General features: G+C 69.3%; 15 protein-coding genes and 1 pseudogene. 3 read left to right on the top strand and 13 right to left on the bottom strand.

All coding sequences use genetic code 11. The annotated features are described in order from the left end of the window. Window positions 1-20: 20 nt before the first annotated feature. From F3T56_RS36150 to galE, 5 genes are all read right to left on the bottom strand, one after another. Window positions 21-2,894 (bottom strand): stealth conserved region 3 domain-containing protein, encoded by a 2,874-nt coding sequence (locus tag F3T56_RS36150; protein WP_149829585.1) that lies wholly within the window; start codon window positions 2,892-2,894, stop codon window positions 21-23. Then, window positions 2,894-3,859, bottom strand: coding sequence for a hypothetical protein (locus F3T56_RS36145; protein ID WP_246204248.1), 966 nt, complete (start codon window positions 3,857-3,859; stop codon window positions 2,894-2,896). The genes F3T56_RS36150 and F3T56_RS36145 overlap by 1 nt, the downstream gene beginning before the upstream one ends. After that, on the bottom strand, window positions 3,856-5,661 hold the full coding sequence (locus tag F3T56_RS36140) for a stealth family protein (protein ID WP_172639300.1): 1,806 nt from the start codon (window positions 5,659-5,661) through the stop codon (window positions 3,856-3,858). Before F3T56_RS36140 ends, F3T56_RS36145 begins: the two co-directional genes overlap by 4 nt. A 346-nt stretch (window positions 5,662-6,007) precedes the next feature. Continuing rightward, complete coding sequence (locus tag F3T56_RS36135; protein WP_246204247.1) at window positions 6,008-7,108, bottom strand: PLL family lectin; 1,101 nt, start codon at window positions 7,106-7,108, stop codon at window positions 6,008-6,010. 20 nt (window positions 7,109-7,128) lie between these two features. After that, window positions 7,129-8,148: a UDP-glucose 4-epimerase GalE gene (gene galE, locus F3T56_RS36130; RefSeq protein ID WP_149829583.1), complete on the bottom strand. Its 1,020-nt coding sequence runs from the start codon at window positions 8,146-8,148 to the stop codon at window positions 7,129-7,131. Window positions 8,149-8,345: 197 nt separating this feature from the next. On the opposite strand from galE, the gene F3T56_RS36125 reads away from it, so the two are divergent. The 3 genes and pseudogenes from F3T56_RS36125 to F3T56_RS36115 all read left to right on the top strand — a co-directional run. Continuing rightward, window positions 8,346-9,476, top strand: a complete 1,131-nt coding sequence (locus F3T56_RS36125; RefSeq protein ID WP_149829581.1) for an LCP family protein — start codon at window positions 8,346-8,348, stop codon at window positions 9,474-9,476. A gap of 36 nt (window positions 9,477-9,512) precedes the next feature. Then, window positions 9,513-9,881, top strand: a complete 369-nt coding sequence (locus F3T56_RS36120; protein ID WP_149829579.1) for an NYN domain-containing protein — start codon at window positions 9,513-9,515, stop codon at window positions 9,879-9,881. 24 nt (window positions 9,882-9,905) lie between these two features. Beyond that, window positions 9,906-10,091, top strand: a pseudogene (locus tag F3T56_RS36115) (helicase); the annotation flags it as partial. A 25-nt stretch (window positions 10,092-10,116) separates the two neighbouring features. Here the strand turns inward: F3T56_RS36115 and F3T56_RS36110 are convergent. From F3T56_RS36110 to F3T56_RS36075, 8 genes are all read right to left on the bottom strand, one after another. Further along, window positions 10,117-11,619 (bottom strand): glycosyltransferase family 39 protein, encoded by a 1,503-nt coding sequence (locus F3T56_RS36110; RefSeq protein ID WP_149829578.1) that lies wholly within the window; start codon window positions 11,617-11,619, stop codon window positions 10,117-10,119. Between the two features lie 83 nt (window positions 11,620-11,702). Next, entirely contained in the window at window positions 11,703-13,226 is a 1,524-nt protein-coding gene (locus F3T56_RS36105) for an amino acid permease (protein WP_149829577.1), read from the bottom strand. 222 nt (window positions 13,227-13,448) lie between these two features. Next, window positions 13,449-15,368, bottom strand: a complete 1,920-nt coding sequence (gene dxs / locus F3T56_RS36100) for a 1-deoxy-D-xylulose-5-phosphate synthase (RefSeq protein ID WP_149829575.1) — start codon at window positions 15,366-15,368, stop codon at window positions 13,449-13,451. Between the two features lie 164 nt (window positions 15,369-15,532). After that, window positions 15,533-16,879, bottom strand: a complete 1,347-nt coding sequence (locus tag F3T56_RS36095) for a sugar ABC transporter permease (protein ID WP_149829574.1) — start codon at window positions 16,877-16,879, stop codon at window positions 15,533-15,535. After that, on the bottom strand, window positions 16,876-17,667 hold the full coding sequence (locus tag F3T56_RS36090) for an ATP-binding cassette domain-containing protein (RefSeq protein ID WP_149829572.1): 792 nt from the start codon (window positions 17,665-17,667) through the stop codon (window positions 16,876-16,878). The genes F3T56_RS36095 and F3T56_RS36090 overlap by 4 nt, the downstream gene beginning before the upstream one ends. Window positions 17,668-17,898: 231 nt before the next feature. Then, the gene (locus F3T56_RS36085; protein ID WP_149829571.1) at window positions 17,899-18,987 is read right to left on the bottom strand and encodes a sugar ABC transporter substrate-binding protein; all 1,089 of its coding nucleotides are present in this window, start codon (window positions 18,985-18,987) and stop codon (window positions 17,899-17,901) included. Between the two features lie 137 nt (window positions 18,988-19,124). Then, window positions 19,125-20,324, bottom strand: a complete 1,200-nt coding sequence (locus F3T56_RS36080; RefSeq protein ID WP_149829600.1) for an ROK family transcriptional regulator — start codon at window positions 20,322-20,324, stop codon at window positions 19,125-19,127. A gap of 194 nt (window positions 20,325-20,518) precedes the next feature. Then, window positions 20,519-21,439 (bottom strand): carbohydrate ABC transporter permease, encoded by a 921-nt coding sequence (locus F3T56_RS36075; RefSeq protein ID WP_149829569.1) that lies wholly within the window; start codon window positions 21,437-21,439, stop codon window positions 20,519-20,521. Window positions 21,440-21,600 lie beyond the last annotated feature (161 nt).

Raw genomic sequence — 21,600 nt, 5'->3', positions numbered from 1 at the left:
GAGTCGTGCGGGCGGCCCGGTCACAGCGGCCACTCGGGCTGGCGGCCGCTGTGATAACGCTGGTTCCGGGGAGAGCCGTACTCGAACTGGCTCGCGATCGGGAAGTAACTGGGCAGGAACGCCGCGAGGATGGCGTCCTGTTCGTCCTCGGAGACGTCTCCGTCGTGGAAGTCGTTGAGGCAGAACACGTCGTTGGGCCGCGCCGTGAGGAGCCGGCTCAGCCGCGAGCGGTGTTCCTTCAGGCCGACGTTGACGAATCCGCAGGAGATCGATCCGGGCACACCGCGCCCCGTGTGGAAGGCGTAGTAGTGGTGCAGGGACGAGGCGATCGAGACGTCGCTGTGGCTGCGCAGCCGGCTGGCGGCCGTCCCCATGACCTGCTGGGGGAAGGCCTGTTCGAGGTCGGCCATGACGCTGCGGCGCAGTGGGTACGGGGCGTGCAGGAACGCGTGCGTGATGAGCTGGCCGAAGGCGCCGGCGATCAGGGCCCGGTTGTTCTTCGCGGCGCTGATGTTGAAGTCGTCGGTCTCCAGCGGCGGCACCATCGGGACCGAGGTGGGCGACAGGAAGTGCTTGGCCTGCCCGTTGCCCTGGAAGAAGAGGCTCGGCTGGACCGTGCGGCCCATGAAGAAGTCGTCGTTGAAGTAGAGGAAGTGCTCGGCGAGGCCGTCGATGTGGTGGAGCTGGCTCTCGATGGCGTGCGAGTTGAACGTCGGCAGGTTGCGTGGGTCGGTGAAGATCTCGCTGTGGTCGACGACCCGGACCCGGTGGTGGTTGGTGTCGAGCCAGGCGGGGACCTGGCGGTCGGTGACGATGTAGATGTTGCGGATCCACGGCGCGTACATGTCGATCGAGCGGAGCGAGTAGCGCAGTTCGTCACGGCTGCGGAAGCGGGCCGCGCTGGCCGCCGCGTCGACGGTCTCCAGGCCCAGGTAGGCCAGTACCTGGTTCTTGCGCTCCAGCCACGCCAGGTCGGAGCCGTCGACCCAGGTGTAGACGGCGTCGACGGGGAACGTCACGTCGTTGTGCAGGGGCTGGGTGAAGGGCGCCACGGTGGGATAGGTGCGGCCGCCGAGGACCGTGCTCGCGCGGCCCAGCGAGCGCTGGGCGATGCGGGTGCCGATGAGGGTGCGGGTCGGCGCGAGGAGGGCTTCGGCGTCCTCGATGTCGTTCTTCCAGAAGGAGATCGTGCAGCCGTAGACCGCGCCCAGGCGCAGGGTGCGGGACACCGACACCACCGGGCGGTAGACGCGTACGCCGGAGCAGGGCTGGTCGGCGGCCTGTTCGGCGAGGCCGGCGAGGACCGTCGAGCTGGTCTCCTGGCGGTCGTTGAGGAGGGCCGTGTAGACCGCCTGGTCCCGGTACCGCCCGGCGAGTTCCTTGAGGACCTGCTCGCGGAACGACTCGTGGACGGCGACCGTGTGCCGGACCATCGTGTCGCGTACGACGAGGTAGGGGATGCCCGCCGCTTCGAGTGCGTCGGCGGCCAGCGCCAGGTTCGCCTGCACGGTCTCGTACGGCGACTCGGTCTCCGTCACCAGGCAGAGCTGCCCGCCGTCGCGCACCAGGTGCGGGTGGCGCTTGGCCAGGGACTGCTCCAGCCCCCGCTGGTCGCCGGAGCGGGACTGGCTCGCCGGTGCCGGGGCGGCCGGGGTGGCGGCGCCGTCGGGGCCGCTGAACACGGCGTGCAGGGACTGCCGGTCGGCCTTCGCCGCGGCCCGGTCGCCCCGGTCGCGGAAGTCGGCCAGTTCCTGGAAGAGCTTCTCCCAGCGGGCGGTGACCAGCGGCGGGTCGAAGCGGTGGATCGCCTCCGCCGCGTTCGCGCCCAGGTGGTGGCGGAGCGCGTCGTCGGACATCAGCTGGTTGAGCCGCTGGGCGAGCGCCTCGACGTCGCCGGGCGGTACGAGGATGCCGGTCTGCCCGTCGAGGATGATCTCGCGGGGGCCGTTGGGGCAGTCGTACGACAGGACGGGTACGCCGGCCGCCTGGGCCTCCATCAGGACCAGAGGGAACGCCTCGTTCTTCGAGGTCATCAGGGCGATGCTGGCCTTGGCCCACTCCTCCGCGAGGTGCGGGGAGTTGCCGTTGAGCTGGATCGAGTCGTGCAGGCCGAGCTGGTTGATCTGGCGGCGCAGCGCCCCGCTGAGCGGGCCGTCGCCGAAGATGCGCAGGGTCCACGTCGGGTGGTACGGGGCTATGAGCGCCCAGGCGTCGATGGCCTGGTTGAGCTGCTTCTCGCCGACGAGGCGTCCGGCGGTGACGACGGTCCGGGTCTGGAGGGTCGACCTGGGGCGGAAGCCGGTGGGCAGCGCGTTGGGGATGACCTCGATCCGGGGTGCGGCGGCGCCGAAGGTCTCCGCGAACCACTCCCCCGTGCGCTCGCTCAGCACGGCGAGGGCGTCCAGGCGGGGGGCGTACCGCAGCAACGGCTCCCCACTGCTGCCGCGCAGCTCCGACACCCGGTGCTCCTGGTGCACGGTGATCACGTCGGCCGGGGCCAGCTGCACGACGAGGGCCATCAGGGCCGGGGTCGTCGTGATGAGCACATCCGTGTCGGTGTCCTGCAGGGCCAGCGCCAGCTCGCTGTCGGAGAGCCGGTTGAACGCGACCTCCCAGGCCCGGTCGACCAGGTCGCTCGGCAGTGCCGCGAGGGCGGTCAGCTCGGCGTCGGAGAGGCGGGACGGGCGCAGGGGGCGCGGCACCTGCCCGGTCACGTCGACGAGGTAGTCGACGCGTACCCGGTCGTCCACCGTGAAGAACAGCTGCGGTTGGCTTTTGAAGACGCTCAGCACCCGCACGTCGTGGTGGGCCGCCAGCTCGGCGGCCTGGTTGAAGACCGCCCGCTCGGTCCCGCCTACGGCGTCCGCGGTGGTGAGCAGGAAAGTGATCTTCATCAGGTTCTCCGCCCGGACTCGGGCATACGGCTGCAGGTGACCCGGAAGTTGCCGGCAGGGGTGTAACGGGGGTGGACGATCAACGGGGCCGCGCCGGGCGGGGCCACGGTCAGCGCGGCGATGCCGAAGACGCGCTGCGGATTGCGGACGTCGTGGACGTGGCGTCCGATGCGCAGGGCCTGTCCCGAGGCGAGGCGGGCGGTCACGTCCCAGTGCAGGACGTCGCGCCGGTCCGGCGGCATCTCCGCCAGCGGCACATGCACCCGCCAGCTGTCGTCCGGCAGGGGCGTGACGGGCCGGGTGAGGCGGCGGCCGCTCGCGGCGAACTCCACCTGGAGGTCGTTCGTCGAGGCGCCGACCAGCCGGAAGTCGACGACCAGGCCGGTGTGCGACAGGTCGACCCGGACCACTTCGGCCAGCGGGCGGGGCGTGGTGGTGACGATCCTCAGGCTGCCGGTGACGGACCGGGTCAGCCGATGGCTCTGGCCGGTGATCGGGGAGACCGTGTGCGGCATGGTGGGTCCCGCGTACGGCTCGGGCAGTTCGACCAGCAGCAGGGCCAGCTTGCGGGAGCGGGGCCCGGTCCGGGTCCGCAGGCGCACCTTCCAGTGGCCGTCCCGGACGGGCAGCCCGCCGAGCCCGTCGCCGAGCAGGACTGCGGCGTCGCACAGCAGGCGGCCCTGCGTGTCCTCGTAGACCCGGGCGGGGCACGTGTGGCGTTCGCGGCCCCTGGTGAGTTCGATCTCGGCGTGCTCGGGCAGGGGCAGCGAGTCGGGCAGCTCCGCGTGGAGGTTGACGGTCTGTCCGTCGAGGACGGCCGCGTAGTGGAGGCGGCCCACCCGGGTGCGGCGCGGCAGGAAGATCCGCAGCAGCATCCAGGAGGCCAGGGCCTTGAAGGGCCGGCGCACCCTGCGGCCGGCGCCCGCGCGGAGTCGGCGGGCCGCGCGCGTCGCTCTGGAGATCATCGTCCGCTGCCCTCGAATTCCGCAGGCGGACGCCGGTACCGCGTCTCCCGGTCGACGGGCAGCTCGTAGGGGCTCGGCACCGGGAAGTAGGCCTCCAGGAAGGCTCGGACCATGCGTTCCTGGGCGTCGCGGTCCGCCGGCACCACCGTGTCGTTGATGCAGAAGGTGTCGAAGTCCCGCCGCGCGACGAGCCGGTTCAGCCGCTGCTGGGCCTTGATGTCGCCGATGTCGATGTAGACGTACCGCAGGTCGCCGACCGTGGCGCGGGCCGTGTGGTACGCGTGGTAGTGGTGCAGCGACGAGGCGATCGGGACGTCCTGCGGTGAGCGGAACTTCGAGTGCTGTGTCCTGAAGTGCTCGTGCGGATAGGTGTACTCGATCTCCTGGAGCACCTCGCGCCTGAGGGCGTGCGGCGTGTGCTTCATCTTCTGCGCGATGAAGGTGCCGAACTGCTGGGCGATGAGGCCGCGGCTGTTCTTGCCCGCCGCGTTCACCGGCAGGTCCTGGTGGCTGACCTGCCCGGCGGGGATCAGCGCCTTGGACATGAAGAACTTGGTCAGGCCATTGGGGTGGAAGAACTGGCCGGGCCGTACGGGACGGCCGAAGAACACGTCGTCGTTGAGGTAGAGGAAGTGCTCCGACAGGCCCTGGATGCGGTGCAGTTGGCTCTCGATGGCGTGCGAGTTGAACGTGGGCAGGGCGGCGGGGTCGGCGAAGATCTCCCGGTGGTCCACGACCCGCAGCCCCGGGTACTCGGCGTTGAGCCAGCTCGGTACCTGACCGGCGGTGACCAGGTAGATGTTGTGCACCCACGGGGCGTACTGGTGGATCGACCGCAGCGAATAGCGCAGCTCGTCGCGGCTGGTGTAGCGCGCGTCGTTCGCCGCCTGCTCGTGCAGACCGCCGTCGCCGGGCTCGCCGGTCAGGACCCGCTGGGCCGCGTCCTTGCTCGCCTTCCACACCGGGTCGGAGTCGTCCACCCACGTGTACACGACGTCGATCGGGAAGAGGTGGTCGTCGGGCAGCGGGACCCCGAACTCGGGCAGTGAGCGGGCGTGTCCGGTGTGGTACAGCGAGGGCACGGGGCTGAACAGCTTCTGTTCCATCCGCCGGCGCTCGGTGCGCACGGGGGCGTGGGTCATGACGCTGTTGGGGCGTGGCGCGACCAGTTCGTGGCCCTCGCGGGCCCAGAACTCGAGGTCGCAGCCGGAGTCCTGGCCGAAGACGAGACGTCCGGTGGGGTCGCAGACGTTCCATGCCACCCGCAGCACCTGCGTGGAGCGCATCCTGCGCCAGGTCTTGGCCGAGGCGCCGTCGCGCTGTTCGCCGGAGCCGTCGGAGACATAGCCGGGGTTGCGGCCGAAGGCGATCTGCAGGATCTCCTCGGCGTCCTCGCGCTGGTCCGCGGGAACCGCGACACAGGGCACGGCCCGGGAGGTTCCCCGGACACAGAAGTAGTTGATCTCCGCCTCTTCGAGCACGGCGACGAGGATGTGCAGGTTGCGGGCGCGGGCCGCCCACTCGGTGGCGCCGCCGACGACAGTGGCCCGGACGTGCTTGCCGCCGTGCCGGACGATGCGCTGGAAGGCGTCCGGGCTGTGCCGGGCGGACGAGGTGCTGCCGCCGAGGGCACGGGTGACGACGGCGGTGCGCAGGGAGTCCGCCGAGGCCAGCGTGCGCATGGCCGCGTTGCGCAGCGGCCGCGGGACGCGACGCACGATGCGTCGACGGGCGCCCACGGGCACCAGCGATCGGTACGTAGACACCAGCGCGCTGGCCTCGGGGTTGTTGAGGCTCACCACCGAAGTTCCACACCATCCAAGACAAAGAAAGAGGCCACCACCGACGACCGGGCATGGGACACCGTTGTCCACGGCGTGCTCGACACACGCGCCCGACGGCCGCCAAGGTGCGATCCCCCGTCGACCCGATGGATGGCTGCACGACCCTCGGAATTCAGACGTTTGACCGGCTGAGATCACCAAAGGTTGTTATGCGGCACAAGATCTTCACATCAATGGCCACATGATGTCCATATCCACCCTTGACATGGCCGAGCCCAACTCGACCGACAAAAGGGATAGTTAATGATTTAACATATGTCGCTGTGACACTTGTCATAACGAGGCAACTGAACCCGGAAGGTTCTCAGACCGTCCCCGCGGGCTCCATGACCAGCCCGGGGCCTGGACCCTGCCGTGCGACGCGCAGGTCACCGCGCTCGTCCAGCACGGCGAGCACCAGCCGCCCCAGGCCGTCGTGCGCGAGCACGGGCTGATGGGGGCTCGTCTCCCCCGTGGGGGACCACCACACGCCCGCCTGCTCGTTCTCCGTGCCACTGGCGGCGAGCATCACGCTGCCGTCCAGGTCCCGGTGGGCGAGGACCGTGCAGTCGTACCCGTCGATCATGCTCCGTACGGCGGCGAGGCGGCCGGGTGCCGGACTGCCGCCCATCGGGATCACCCAGCCGCCGGGCCGGTGGGCCTGAACGGTGCCCGTGGCGAGGTCCGTCCAGTAGAAGGTGGCCCGGTCCGGGCCCGTCTCCAGTACGACGGCACTGTCCGCGGCGGGGGCGATGTGGATGTTGGGCCTGCGCTCCACCTCGCCGTCGCCCTGTGTCTGGCACCAGTGCATGGCGGGGCCTTCACCGGGAGTGAGCAGTTCGAGCCTGCCGGACCGCAACGCCGTCACGGCGAGCCCGTCCTGCGCCTTGTTGCCCCGGATGTCCGTCCACGGCAGCCAGCCGCCGCGCTCGCTCTCACGCCGCATGGTCACGCCGCCTCCGGCGTTGCGGATGAAGACGTACACCGTGCCGGACGCGCTCACGGCACCCACGGGAGGGCCGATGAGCCCGGCACGCTCCGCGTCCTTGTACGGGCTGCCGACGCTCGCCCACTCCGTGAGAGGCCGCCCGGACTGGTACTGGATGGCGTGCACGATCTCCGCGGGGGCGCCCGGCTGCTTGCCCCTGACCCTGCGGCCCAGGAAGTGGACGTACCCGTTCTCGCCCTGGGCCACGGAGATGTCGGTGATGCCGGGCGCCGCGAAGAAGTCCGGGCCCTGCCAGCCGGGTCCGCCGGGCCGGGTCTCGGTCCAGCGCAGCAGACCGCCTTCGGCCCTCGCGTAGGCGGTGAGGCGGCCATCCTTACCGAGCAGCAGCCAGCGGCCGTCGAGGACGGCTTCGGCAGCGGGACCCGACACACCGCCGGTCACGGGCCGTGCGCTCGCGCCCGGCGCCTGTCCGCGCATGGCAGACCTGGATCTCGCCATCAGCCGACGCCCTCCGCCGCACGGTGTGCCGCGGGGTTCCGCGCCTCCGGATGCCGCGCACACCACCCCGCCCACGCCGACGTCACCATCGCGCGGACGTCGTGCCGGGCCGACCAGCCGAGTTCCTCGCGGATGCGGTCCGCGGCGGCGACCACGCGGGCCGGGTCGCCGGGCCTGCGGGGGGCGGTCACCGGGGCCGCGGCCGGGCCGTAGCCGGTGACCTCGCCGATCAGTTCGATCATCTCGCGTACGGAAATGCCCTCGCCGCGACCGATGTTGACCGTCAGATCGCTGCCGGGCTCACGGCCGGGGAGAGCGCGGGCGGCGGCCAGGTGGGCGGAGGCGATGTCCTCGACGTGGATGAAGTCCCGTACGCAGGTGCCGTCCGGGGTGTCGTAGTCGTCGCCGAAGATCACCGGCGCGGCGCCCTCGGTGAGCTTCTCGAACACCATCGGGATCAGGTTGAAGACCCCGGTGTCCGCGAGGAGTTCGTCGGCGGCGCCCGCCACGTTGAAGTAGCGCAGCGAGGCGGTCCGCATGCCGTGTGCGCGACCGGCGGCGCGCACCAACCACTCGCCCGCCAGCTTGGTCTCGCCGTAGGGGTTGATCGGTGCGCAGGGCGTGTCCTCGGTCACCAGATTCACGTCGGGCATGCCGTACACGGCGGCCGAGGAGGAGAAGAGGAAGTTGCGTACGCCGGTGTCGGCGGCCGCTTCGAGGAGGGTGGCGAGGCCCTGGACGTTCTCGCGGTAGTAGTCCAGCGGCCGTGCGACCGACTCGGCGACCTGCTTCTTCGCGGCGAGGTGGACCACGCCCTCGATCCCCAGGTCGGCGAGGCTACGGCGGAGCAGTTCGCCGTCCAGCACGGAACCCTTCACGCGGGGCACGTCTCCCGGGACGCGGCCGGCGTCGCCGGCGGACAGGTCGTCGTACACCGCGACCCGCTCGCCCGCGTCCAGCATTGCGGGCACGACATGCGCCCCGATGAACCCCGCACCGCCTGTGATCAACCAAGTCATGGCTGCATACTATTTCTTTCGCCCAAGTTCACTAATAGATCACGCTTAGATCACACTTCGGCCGTCTGTGGTCGAATGTCGGTCTATAGTGCAGGGTCAGTTTGGCCGTACACGGACCGGCACCTCCCCCCCACCCGAGTCCCCACGCCGTTCATCACCGCCCCTCGGGGCCACGACAAACGAGGACTCAGGTACCGATGAGCGATGTCTCGACGCCCCAGCGCCGCAGCGAGAGCGAGCCGTCGGCGGGCCGGGGCAGCCGCAGACGCAAGCCGAAGCGGGCCGGAGGGCGGGCCGGGGGGCGCCGCCGCACCGGCCGGATCGTGCTGCTGAGCCTGCTGGTCCTCGTCCTCGCGGCCGGCGGCACCGGCTACTGGCTCTACAGCGACCTCAACGGCAACATCGACGGCGTCGACCTCGACAAGGCGATCGGCGACGACCGCCCCCAGAAGCTGCCCACCTCCGGACAGAACATCCTGGTCCTGGGCTCGGACTCGCGCTCCGGGAAGAACGCCGACCTCGGCACGGGCAACGTCTCCGGCGCCCGCTCCGACACCGCGCTGGTGATGCACATACCCGAGGGCCGCACCGAGGCCGTCGCGGTCAGCATCCCCCGCGACACCCTCGTGACCCGCCCCGAGTGCACCAAGTCGGACGGCTCCACGCTCGCCTCCGCGAAGCGTGTGATGTTCAACTCGGTCTACTCACTCGCCGGTCCGGCCTGTGTCGTGAAGACCGTGGAACAGATGTCCGGGGTCCGCATGGACCACTTCGTGGAGATCGACTTCGCCGGTTTCAAGGGGCTCGTCGACGCGATAGGCGGCGTCACGGTCACGATCGACGAGGACATCCAGGACAAGTCCAGCGGCCTCGACCTGGAGGCGGGCACCCACAAGCTGGACGGCACCCAGTCCCTCGCCTTCGTCCGCACCCGGCACGGCGTCGGCGACGGCAGCGACCTCGGCCGCATCGGCCTCCAGCAGCAGTTCATGATCGCCCTGCTCTCCGAGATCAAGAAGCAGGACCTGTTCGGCAGCCCCACCAAGGCGTACTCGGTCGCCGACTCGCTCACCGAGTCCCTCACCACGGACTCCGAACTCGACTCCCTCACCGCGCTGGCCGACTTCGCCCGCAGCATGAACGGCGTCGACCCGTCGACCATGGAGACGATCATGCTCCCGGTCGCCTACGACAGGACCGACCCCAACCGCGTCGTCGCCGCCGAGCCGCAGGCGACCCAGTTGTGGAAGGCGATCCGCACCGACGAGGAGATCCCCGAGTCCGCGAAGAAGTCCCCGGCCCCGGGCGGCACTTCGTCCGGTTCGTAGGTTCACCTCCTGCAACAGGGAGGACAATAGGGACCCATGACGACACTCGTGATCATCGACGCCGCCAACGTCATCGGGTCCGTCCCCGACGGCTGGTGGCGCGACCGGCGCGGCGCGGCGGAACGCCTGCGCGACCGGCTCGCCCGGGAGGGCATCCCGGGCCGGCCCGACCCCGTCGAGATCGTGCTCGTCGTCGAGGGCGCGGCGCGCGGCGTGGAGCCCGTACCGGGTGTACGCGTGGACCCGGCGCCCCACAGCGGCGACGACCGCATCGTCGAACTGGTCGCCGGGGAAGGCCACCACCGCCCCTGCCTCGTCGTCACCGCCGACCGTGAACTGCGGCGCAGGGTCGAGGAGCTGGGCGCGGAGGTAGCAGGTCCGCGTACGGTACGCGGTCAGTCCTGACCGCCCGTTCGGGCCGGTACGCCGGAGGAGCCCGTGCCGTTGACCGCAGACCGGATCGCCGTCGGTACGGCGAACCGGCTCCAAGGGCGGGAGTACGACGTCACGGTCGTCCCGTATCCGCTGTCCGGGCGGCCCGACGCGACGGCGTTCCATCTGGAGACCGGGCGGCTGTGCGTGCTCGCGCCACGGCACCGGCACGCGTCCAGCGTGACCAACCCCGCCGCCCGTGCCCCAGTCAATCCTGTCCGACCCCTTCGCCCGTACGCCGGTCCATCCTGAGCGCCCCCTCGCCCGTACGGGCGTACAGCACCGCTCCGTCCAGTCTCCCGGCCTCCTCGTACCCGTCGGCCAGGATCCGCCTCAGCGACGGCATCCGTTCCGGGGCGTACGGCTTGGCGCGGGAGTCGTCGACGATCAGGGCCGGCGGTCTGGTCGCCAGCTCCTCCCGGAAGACCTCCCAGGCCCCCGCCACCCCGTACCGCTCCCCCACCCGCGGTCCGTCGCGCCCTCCGCTGTAGTTGGTGAGCAGGCCGGCGGTCAGGTAGCGGGTGGCCGGGGTGCGGTCGGCGAGCCAGTACGTCTCCGGGTGCATGCCCCAGACCAGGACCCGGTCGGCGGGTGCCGTGCGGCGGGCGACCTCGGCCGCGAGGCGGTGTGCGTGGGCGAGGTCGGGGCGGGGTGCCAGCAGGCCCCAGGCCAGGAAGAGCACACAGGTGCAGGCGGAGACGAGAAGAGCTCTCGTCTGTGTCTCGCCCGGCAGGGTTCGCAGGGCCGCGGTCCCCAACAGGACGACAGGCGGGACGAGTTGCAGGTAGTAGTGGCCGAAGAAGTGGAAGCCGAGGGCCACCGCCGGCGCCGACGAGCCGAGCCACAGCCACAGGTCCACCGAGCCGGTGCGGGGGGCGGTCCGCAGTAGCCGTACCACCGGCGGGATCAGCCCCGCACACACCACGCCCAGGATCGCGGCGTTGACCAACCCCCTTGCCAGAACGTGGAGTTCGGATCCGGCGAAGGAGACGTACGCGCCGGATCCGGTCACCGTCCAGAACAGGAACCCGGCGGGGTCGGTGAGCACCGCCGCGCCCAGGACCGGCACAGCGGCGCCAACGCCCAGCCGTAGCAGGTCACTTCGCGGCGCACCCGACCGGTACAGCAGCCAGAGCGCCGGCACCAGCACCGCCCCGCCCGTCTGCTTGGCCAGGAACGCGCAGCCGACCGCCGCGCCCGCCGCACCCCAGCGGCGCCGGTCCGCGCACCACATCGCGCAGGCCGTGAAGGGCAGTATGAAGACCTCGAAGAGCGCGGCCTGGGCGTCCTCGGGGTTGAGCCCGATGGACGTCAGCAGATACAGGACGCCCGCCGTACGGCCCGCCCGGTTCCCCCAGCGGCGGCGGGCCAGCGAGGCCAGCAGGACGGCGGTCACCAGCTGCGCGCCGGTCGCGAGCACCCGTACCGGGGTCAGCGAGTCGTCACCGAACACCGCGAACGACGCCGCGTACAGCCACGGCACCAGCGGCGGCTTGCGGTCCACGACCGTCTCGTACAACTCTCCGCCGTCCGCCAACAGCCGTGCCTGTACGGCGAGATAGCCCTCGTCGGGGTTCCACAGCGGCGGGACGAAGGACGGGATCCGGGTGACGCAGGCCAGCGCGGCGAGCACCGGAAGCAGCCGTCTCCAGTAGTCGGACCCCGGCCGTCCAGGTGCGGAGCGTGACGGGACGAGGTGCGTAACGAGCATGAGCGGCACGCTATCCGGCCCCGCATCACCACCTGAAGTGGGACATACGGGGCCGGAGAGTCAAGCGGCCGGTCGGAGGTTGACTACTGTTCGTCGCGTTTCGGCGGCCTCAGGACCTCGCCCACCGTGGTCTCCTCGTGGCGTCCCAGGCGGCTGTGCGAATAGCCGTAGAGGAAGTAGACGACGAAGCCGGCGGCCATCCAGCCGGCGAAGCGCAGCCAGGTCTCGGCGGGCAGGTTGAGCATCAGCCACAGCGAGGCGAGCACCGACAGGACCGGAATGACCGGCACCCACGGGGTGCGGAACGCACGGTGCAGATCGGGGCGGGTGCGGCGGAGGATGATCACGCCGATCGCGACGACCACGAAGGCGAACAGGGTGCCGATGTTCACCAGAGCGGCGAGTTCGCTCAGCGGAGTGAAGCCCGCGAGGACCGCGATGACCACGCCGAGCAGAATGGTCGGCCGGTGCGGGGTCTTGAACCTCGGGTGGACATGGGAGAAGAAGCGCGGCAGCAGTCCGTCGCGGCTCATCGCGAAGAAGACGCGGGTCTGGCCGAGCAGCAGGATCATGCAGACCGTCGTCAGGCCGACGGCGGCGCCGAAGCTGATGAAGCCCGCGAACCAGGGATGGCCGGTGGCCTTGAACGCGTCGGCGAGCGGCGCGCTCACGGACAGCTCGGTGTAGTGCTGCATACCGGTCACGACGATCGATACAGCCACGTACAGCGCGGTGCAGATGAACAGGGAGCCGAGGATGCCGCGGGGCATGTCGCGCTGCGGGTTCCTGGTCTCCTCGGCGGCCGTGGCGACGACGTCGAAGCCGATGAAGGCGAAGAAGACGACGGAGGCGGCGGTGAAGATGCCCATCACCCCGAAGTTGGAGGGCGCCCACCCGAAGATCAGCTGGATGAGCGGGGACTGGAGACTCTCGCCCGCCGGTACCTCCTGTGCCTTCGGGATGAACGGGTCGTAGTTGTCGCCCTTGATGAAGAAGGCACCCGCGATGATCACGGTGAGCACGACCGTCACCTTGATGGCGACGACGAGCGAGGTGACGCGCGCGGAGAGCTTCGTGCCGAGCACGAGGATGCCGGTGAGGACGAGAACGAGCGCGGCGGCGAGAATGTCGAAGCCGAAGTCGCCGGTCCCTTCCCTGGTACCGAGCGCCGCCGGCATGTCCCAGCCCGCGTTGTCCATCAGCGAATGGATATAGCCGGACCAGCCGACCGCCACCACCGCCGTCCCCAGCGCGAACTCCAGCACCAGGTCCCAGCCGATGATCCAGGCTGGCAGCTCACCGAGCGAGGCGTACGAGAAGGTGTACGCGGACCCGGCGACCGGGACCGTGGACGCGAACTCGGCGTAGCACAGGGCGGCGAGGGCGCAGACGACCCCGGCCACGCCGAAGGCGAGGGCGACGGACGGGCCGGCGTTGTTCTTGGCGACCGTGCCGGTGAGAACGAAGATGCCGGTGCCGATGATGACACCGACGCCGAAGACCGTCAGATCGAGCGCGGACAAGGATTTCTTGAGCGCGTGCTCCGGCTCCTCGGTATCGAGGATGGACTGCTCGACCTTCTTCGTCCGGAAGAGTGTGCTGCTCACGGGCGTACCTCCCACGCTTGTCGTCCTCGACATGATCGAGAGGGGGCGATGGGGGTCCCCCCGGTCGAGCGAAGCCGAGACTGGGGGAGCGTTTGCCCCGGCGCGAGCAGTTTCACGCGGATGGGCCGGTTTCACCACCGCAAAGGATGGTGAAACCGGCCCAGTCGGACTCGACTTCGTACGTCAGTCACGGCTGCGTACGTCAGTCGCGCATCCACTACGTCAGTCGCGCGCCGGCTCCGCCTCGACCTCGGTGTCGCCGAACCGGCCGTCAATCCTGGAGACGAGCCCGGTGACCTGACGGGCGATGTCGGGGGCGGTGAGCCCGATCTCGGCCAGGACCTCGGCGCGGGAGGCGTGGTCGAGGAAGCGCGGCGGGATGCCGAAGTCACGCAGCGGGATGTCGACGCCCGCGTCGCGCAGCGCCTGCGCGATCGCCGAACCGACGCCGCCGACCCGGGAGTTGTCCTCCACGGTGACGACCACGCGGTGCTTGTCGGCGAGCGGCGCCATGTGCTCGTCGACGGGCTTGACCCAGCGCGGGTCGACGACGGTGGTGGTGATGCCCTGCTTGTCGAGCAGGTCGGCGATCTCCAGGCACATCGGCGCGAGGGCACCCACGGAGACGAGGAGCACGTCCGGGGTGTCGGTGCCGGGATCCCGCAGCACGTCCATGCCGCCGATCCGGCCCACGGCGGGTACGGCGGGGCCGACGGCGCCCTTGGAGAAGCGGACCACGGTCGGCGCGTCCGTGACCTCGACGGCCTCGCGGAGCTGGGCGCGCACCTGGTCGGCGTCGCGCGGCGCGGCGAGCCGGAGGCCCGGCACGACCTGGAGGATCGACATGTCCCACATGCCGTTGTGCGAGGCACCGTCGGTGCCGGTGACACCGGCCCGGTCCAGTACGAAAGTCACACCGCACTTGTGGAGGGCGACATCCATGAGGACCTGGTCGAAGGCACGATTGAGGAATGTCGCATACACCGCGAACACCGGATGCAGGCCGCCCGTGGCGAGCCCTGCCGCGCTCACGGCGCCGTGCTGCTCGGCGATGCCGACGTCGTAGATCCGGTCCGGGAAGGTGTCCGCGAACTTCTTCAGGCCGACCGGCTGCAGCATCGCCGCCGTGATCCCCACGATGTCCTCGCGCTCATGGCCGAGCCGGACCATCTCGTCACCGAAGACGGAGGTCCAGTCGGCGCCCGAAGCCTTGATCGGCAGGCCTGTGTCGGGGTGAATGGGACCGATGCCGTGGAAGCGGTCCGCCTCGTCCTGGAGGGCGGGCTGGTAGCCGCGGCCCTTCTCGGTGAGGCAGTGCACGATGACCGGTCCGCCGAACCGCTTGGCGCGGGACAGCGCGGACTCCAGGGCCTCGATGTCGTGCCCGTCGATCGGCCCGACGTACTTGAGCCCCAGGTCCTCGAACATGCCCTGCGGGGCGATGAAGTCCTTCAGCCCCTTCTTGGCGCCGTGCAGGGTGTCGAAGAGCGGCTTGCCGACGACCGGGGTGCGGTCGAGGATGTCCCTGGTGCGGGCGAGGAACCGCTCGTACCCGTCGGTGGTCCGCAGCGTCGCGAGGTGGTTGGCGAGGCCGCCGATGGTCGGGGCGTACGACCTCTCGTTGTCGTTGACCACGATGACCAGCGGGCGGTCCTTGGCCTCGGCGATGTTGTTGAGCGCCTCCCAGGCCATACCGCCGGTCAGCGCGCCGTCACCGATCACGGCGACCACATGGTCGTCGCGTTTGAGCACCTGGTTGGCCTTCGCGAGCCCGTCGGCCCAGCCGAGGACCGTCGACGCGTGGCTGTTCTCGATGACGTCGTGCTCGGACTCGGCCTGCGAGGGGTAGCCAGACAGGCCGCCCTTCATCTTCAGCCTGGAGAAGTCCTGACGGCCGGTGAGCAGCTTGTGCACATAGGACTGGTGGCCCGTGTCCCACAGCACCTTGTCCTTCGGTGAATCGAAGACGCGGTGCAGCGCGATGGTGAGTTCGACCACGCCGAGGTTCGGTCCGAGGTGACCGCCGGTCTTGGACACCGCCTCCACGAGGAAGGTCCGGATCTCCTCCGCGAGCTCATCCAGCTGCTCCAGGCTGAGCCGGTCCAGATCGCGCGGTCCCCTGATGCGGGTCAGCAGCGGCACCCGTGCCTCCTTGCAGTAGTGCGTTTCGAGCGTTTCCGGGCTCGTCGAAGTCTAATCTTCCGCGTTCACAGCCAACTCCCGGGCACACCAAAAGGGGCGCGGGGAACTGCGCGACCGGCCACAAACGACCGGCACTCGCAGAACAACCCGCGCCCCAACGGTGGTTACGCGCGCCCCGCCGCCTTCTGGCTCTTACGGGAGACGGAGTCGATGACCACGGCGCCCAACAGCACCGCACCCGTGATCATGTACTGAATCGACGTGTTCATGTTCAGCAGGTCAAGACCCGTCTGAATCGACTGAATCACCAACATACCCAGCAGCGCCGACCACACAGATCCACGCCCACCGAAGAGACTCGTACCGCCGATGACCGCCGCGGCGATCGCGAGCATCAGCGTGTTACCGCCACCGGCGGACAGCGTCGCACTCGCGGTCTGACCGGCGAAGAACATGCCGCCGACCGCCGCGAACCCACCGGAGATGGCGAACACGGTGATCCGGATCATCGGCACGTTGATACCGGCGCGGCGGGCGGCCTCGATGCCGCCACCGACCGCGAACACCTTGCGGCCGTAGGTCGTACGGCGCAGCACGAAGTCCACGATCACCAGCGCCGCCAGGAAGATCACCAGCGCGTTGGAGACACCGGCCGAGTCGTTGAGCACGGCGGCGGCGACGAAGGACGCGACGCCGAGCGCGCCGACGCGCAGCAGGATCTCGCTGGTCGGCCGGAACGGCACCCCCGCGGCCCGGCGGCGGCGCTGCTCGTTGAAGTTGCCGACGGCGGTCAGCACGACAGCGAGGCCGGCCAGAATGTACGCGCCGATGATGGCCTGGTCCATGAAGAACGAGCTCTGGCCGAGCAGATGGACCGGACCCGCGTCGGACGGGATGTTGATCGTGCCGCTGTCGCCCAGCAGCCACAGCATCAGACCGTTCCAGCCGAGGAAACCGGCCAGGGTGACGACGAACGCCGGTACGCCGATCCTGGCGAAGAACCAGCCGTGCAGCGCGCCGATGCCGAGGCCGGTGAGGATCGCCAGTACCAGCGACAGCCAGGCGTTCATGCCCTGGTTCACCACGAACACGGCGAACACGGTGGAGGACAGACCGCTGACCGAGCCCACCGACAGATCGATCTCGCCGAGCAGCAGGACGAACACGAGGCCGATGGCGAGCATGCCGGTGGCCGACAGGAAGTAGCTGATGTTCGAGAGGTTGTCGGCGCTGAGGAATCGGTCGTTCTGCAGCTGGAAGATCGTCCAGATGACGATCAGGCCGATGAAGACCGGCAGCGAGCCCAGCTCACCGCCCTTGACCTTGCGCTTGAACTCGGTGACGTAACCCTTGAGGCCCTCTTCACGGACCAGCAGCCGCGGGTCGACGACGGACACCGGGGCGGCCGTGGGGTCGTCGGCGGGGGCGACGGTGGTCTGGCCCTCCACGACGCCCTCGGCCTTCTCGGCCTTCTTGGTGTCGCTCTTCACGGTCTTGGACGTGTCGCTCACTTTGCCGCCTCCGGGGTGCGACGCCCCGCACGACGGGTCACGGCGTTGTCCGTGGCGCCCGTGATGGCGGCGATGATCTCTTCGTGGCTGGTGTCCTTCACGGAGAAGGAGCCGTTGTTCTTGCCCAGGCGCAGTACGGCGACGGTGTCCGCGACCGCCTTGACGTCGGCCATGTTGTGGCTGATGAGGATGACGCCGAGGTCACGCTCGCGCAGCCGCTCGACCAGGTCGAGGACCTGCGCGGTCTGCTCGATGCCGAGCGCGGCGGTGGGCTCGTCGAGGATGACGACCTTGGGGTCGCCGATCAGGGCGCGGGCGATGGCGACGACCTGGCGCTGACCGCCGGAGAGGCTGGCGATCGGGATGCGCACGCTCGGGATGCGGATGGAGAGCGTGGACAGCAGCTCGCGGGCCTTCTGCTCCATCGTCACCTCGTCGATGACGCCCCGGTGCAGCAGCTCGCGGCCGAGGTAGAGGTTGCCCACGACGTCGAGGTTGTCGCAGAGCGCGAGGTCCTGGTAGACGGTCGCGACGCCGAGGCCCTGGGCGTCGTGCGGCTTGTTGATCTTGACCGGGTTGCCCTGCCACTCGATGACGCCGTCATCGATGGGGTGGACACCCGCGATCGTCTTGACCAGGGTGGACTTACCTGCGCCGTTGTCGCCCACCAGGGCGACCACTTCTCCGGCGTGGACCTCCAGATCGACGTCGGTGAGTGCCTGCACCGCACCGAATCGCTTGGAGACTCCGCGCAACGCCAGCACGGGCGTAGCGGACACGTGAACCATCTCCTTCGCCGCCTGACCGGCGGGGATGCCGCGCTGGGAACCAGGCGCGGAGGATTGTGCGCGGACCCGAGGCGAGGCCCGAAGGCGAGAGCCGGGAGACCGCCGCACGAGGCTTACAAGATGAACATGCGTGAATCCGTTGCGCGGGCAACGGTTCCGTCCGGCGCCCGCCCCGGAAGCGGGGTCTGAAGGTGGGGCGGGCGCCGGACAGGCTATGCGGGGCTCGAGTGCTTACTCGAGACCGGCCTTCTTGCACGCCTCGGCGTACTCGGCGGTGCAGATGTCGGCGACGGTGAAGAGCTTGTCCTTGACGACCGTGTCCGCGATGTTCTCCTTGGTGACGGACACCGGCGTCAGCAGCTTCGCGGGCACCTTGTCACCGGAACCGCTGGTCACCTCGGTGTCGGCCAGGGACTTGATGTCCTTGCCCTCCAGCAGGTTGACCGCGAGCTCGGCGGCGGTGTCGGCCTCGGGCTTGTAGGCCTTGTAGACCGTGGCGGACTGCGTGCCGGCGACGATCCGCTGGATGGCCGCGAGCTCGGCGTCCTGACCCGTCAGGGGGATGTTGCTGATCTTCGCGCCCTTGAGGGTGTTGGCGATACCACCGGCCATACCGTCGTTGGCGGCGTAGACGCCCGCGATGTTCTTGGCGCCCAGCTGCGTGATCGCCGCGGACATCTTCTGGGCGGCGACGGTGTCCTTCCACAGGCCGGACTGCTCGTAGGCGATGTCGACCTTGCCGTCGAGGACCTTGTGCGCGCCTTCCTTGAACTGGCCGGCGTTCGGGTCGGCGTCGTCGCCGTTGATCATGACGACCTTGGACTTGGTGGTCGCCTTGTCGCCGAGCGCGTCGAGCAGGGCCTGGCCCTGGAGCTCACCCACCTTGACGTTGTCGAAGGAGACGTACGCCGAGACCGGGCCCTGGGCGAGACGGTCGTAGGCGACGACCTTGACGCCCTTGTCCACAGCGGACTGGATGGAGGACTTGATCGCGGCGGAGTCCTGGGCGGAGACCACGATGACCTTCACGCCCTTGGTCACCATGGTGCTCATCTGCTGGGCCTGCTTGGTGGGGTCGGCCGCCGCGTTCGCGTACTGGACGTCGCAGTCGGAGCACAGCTCCTTGACCTTGGCCTCGAAGTACGGCTTGTCGAACTTCTCGTAGCGCGCGGTGACAGTGTCGGGCAGGAGCAGACCGATGGACTTGCTGTCCGAGCCGCTGGTGCTGCCGCTGTCCGAGTCGTCGTCGCCGGCCTTGCCGCAGGCGGCCACGGAGAGCGCCAGCGAAACCGCCGTGGCGCCGATCACGACTCTACGCATCGTTGCGTTCATTTTGGGTTGTGCCTCCCTGACACGGGCCGCAGCACTGCGGCCGAGGTGACTGGAAGTCAACTCGGCCACATGTGCGACGTCAAGAAGTAAATCCTTAACGGGTTGGCAACGACATGTTTCGTTCTCTAAGTGAAGGCAGGGGTGGCGGCGGACAAGGTCCCGTCCAACAGTGTCGAATCACCCATCTCGCTCAGAGCCAGGGCGAGTGCCCCGAGAACCTCCGCCCGACCGCCAAGTGCCCCTGGCAGCACCGAGAGTTGACGCGCGGCACTGGGGATGGCGTACCGGCCGACCGACTCCCTTATGGGTCCGAGAACCAGCTCTCCGGCCTCGGCGAGATCGCCACCGAGGACCACACGGCTGGGGTTCAGCAGATTGCAGAGATTGGCGACTCCACTTCCGATGTGTCGGCCGACGTCGGCGATCACCCGGCGGCAGCCCGGGTCCCCGTCCCTCGCCAACCGTACGACGTCCTCCATGGTCAGATCGGTGCCGTGGCTGGACTGGAGGAGTGGCAGCACATAGCGCGCGGCGGTGAAGGTCTCCAAGCAGCCACGGTTGCCGCAGCGGCAGACCGGGCCGGACTCATCCAGAGTGATGTGCCCGATTTCTCCCGCCGTGCCGCCCGGCCCTCTGTAGATCTTGCCATCGATCACCAGTCCGGCACCAACGCCGCTGGACACCTTGATATAGGCCAGGTCCCGCACCCCGCGGCCGCTGCCCCAGACCAGCTCGCCCAGGGCGCCGAGGTTGGCGTCGTTGTCCACGTGCACCGGGACGCCGAGGCGGCCGCGCATCTCGGCGGCGGGCTTGGTGCCGGTCCAGCCCGGCAGGATGGCGGTGGAGCCCAGCGTCCCGGACTCCACATCGATCGGACCGGGCACACCGAGGCCGACGCCCGCGATCTTCGTACGGTCCACTCCGGTGGCGTCGACCAGGCGATTGACCAGCTGTTCCGCCCGGTCGAAGCCCTGCGTCGAGGAGGCGTCCACATCGAGCGGCTCGGCCTCCTCGGCGAGCACCTGGTGGGCCAGATTTCCGATCGCGACGCGCAAATGCGTGTGCCCGAAGTCGACGCCGATGACGATCCCGGCGTCTCCGCTCAGCGAGACCGCGCGGGCCCGGCGGCCGCCCGCCGACGTGGGCGTGACCTCGACCGTTCCGCCGTCCTTCAGTTCCCGCACGATGTTGGAGACCGTGGCCGCGGACAGGCCCGTCGTCCTGGCGATCTCGGCCTGGGTGAGTGATCCGGCGAGGCGCACCGCCCGGACGACGCGCTCGAGATTTGCTCGGTGCAGCGACGACTGCGACCCCGGAGTCTCCACGACGACCTCCCGCACGCGGGACCGCGTCGGCGAGGCCCCGTCTATGTCCAACTAGTGAACTCTAAGCTGAGCCGTTCGGGTCGTGTCCCGTCAAGAGGTTGAACCGGATCCGGGGTATGCGCACACGTGTGTACACCGCTCCCCCACAAGAGGAACGGTGTACGACGTGTTCGGGAATGTCTTACTTCAGCGTCTTACTTCAGCGCGCCCGCAGTCAGCCCCTGCACGACCTGGCGCTGGAAGACGATGTACGCGGCGAGCACCGGCAGCATCGCCATCACGAGCCCGGCGAAGAGGCCGGACCAGTCACCCTTGTAGCCCTGACTGACGGCCAGCTGGACCAGGCCCTGGGTGAGCACCTTCCGGTCGGGTTCGGTGTTGAGCACCGTCGGCAGCATGTACTGGTTCCACTGCCCCAGGAAGTTGAAGATGCTGATGCTGATCAGGCCCGGCTTGGCCATCGGCAGCATGACCTGGAAGAACGTCCTGGTGTGCGAGGCGCCGTCCACGAAGGCCGCTTCCGCCACCGTGGTCGGCAGCGTACGGAAGAAGGCCGTCATGAAGAACACCGTGAAGGGCAGCGAGTACCCGATGTAGACCAGGATCAGCCCGGGCAGTGTGTTCAGCAGTGAGAGGTTCTGCATGACGTAGAACAGCGGGACCAGCGCCAGGATGATCGGGAAGCTCATCCCTCCGATGAAGAGGAAGTAGATGAAGCGGTTCCCGGGGAAGTCGAAGCGCGCGAGGACGTACGCCGCCATCGAGCCCAGCAGCATGGTGCCGACGAGCGAGCACCCCACCACGATCACCGTGTTGAGGAAGTAGTCGCTCATGTTCGCCTCGGTCCAGGCACGCGACCAGTTCTCGAAGTGCAGCGAGTCGGGCAGCGCCCAGGGCGAACTGAAGATGTCCCGGTCCGTCTTGAACGAGGTCATCACCGCCCACAGCAGCGGCAGGACGACCATGAACGCCCACAGGATGAGCATGCCGTGCGAGAAGACGTTGAGAAACGTTCCCTCGGTGGCCTTCGCGGGCGGCGCGGGGACCTCCGACGTCTTGGCCACGGGCGGCACATCCTCGGCGGGGTCGACGGGAGGCGTGTCGGTCGTCTTCATTGGGGTCCTCCTCGCGACTCGGTCGGCGCTGTCGGCACGATCGGCCTGGTAAGCGGCCGGGTCGGCTCGATCCGCACGGTCGGCCTGGTCGGCGGCCCGGTTGGGCGGGTCGGCCCGGTCGACTCGATCGGCACGGTCAGCTCCGTCGGCACCGTCAGCGG

This window comes from Streptomyces tailanensis, assembly GCF_008386495.1.
GTDB classification, from domain to species: domain Bacteria; phylum Actinomycetota; class Actinomycetes; order Streptomycetales; family Streptomycetaceae; genus Streptomyces; species Streptomyces tailanensis.
Note: the sequence above shows the minus strand (reverse complement) of the source record. Positions and strands in the feature narration are given on the sequence as shown.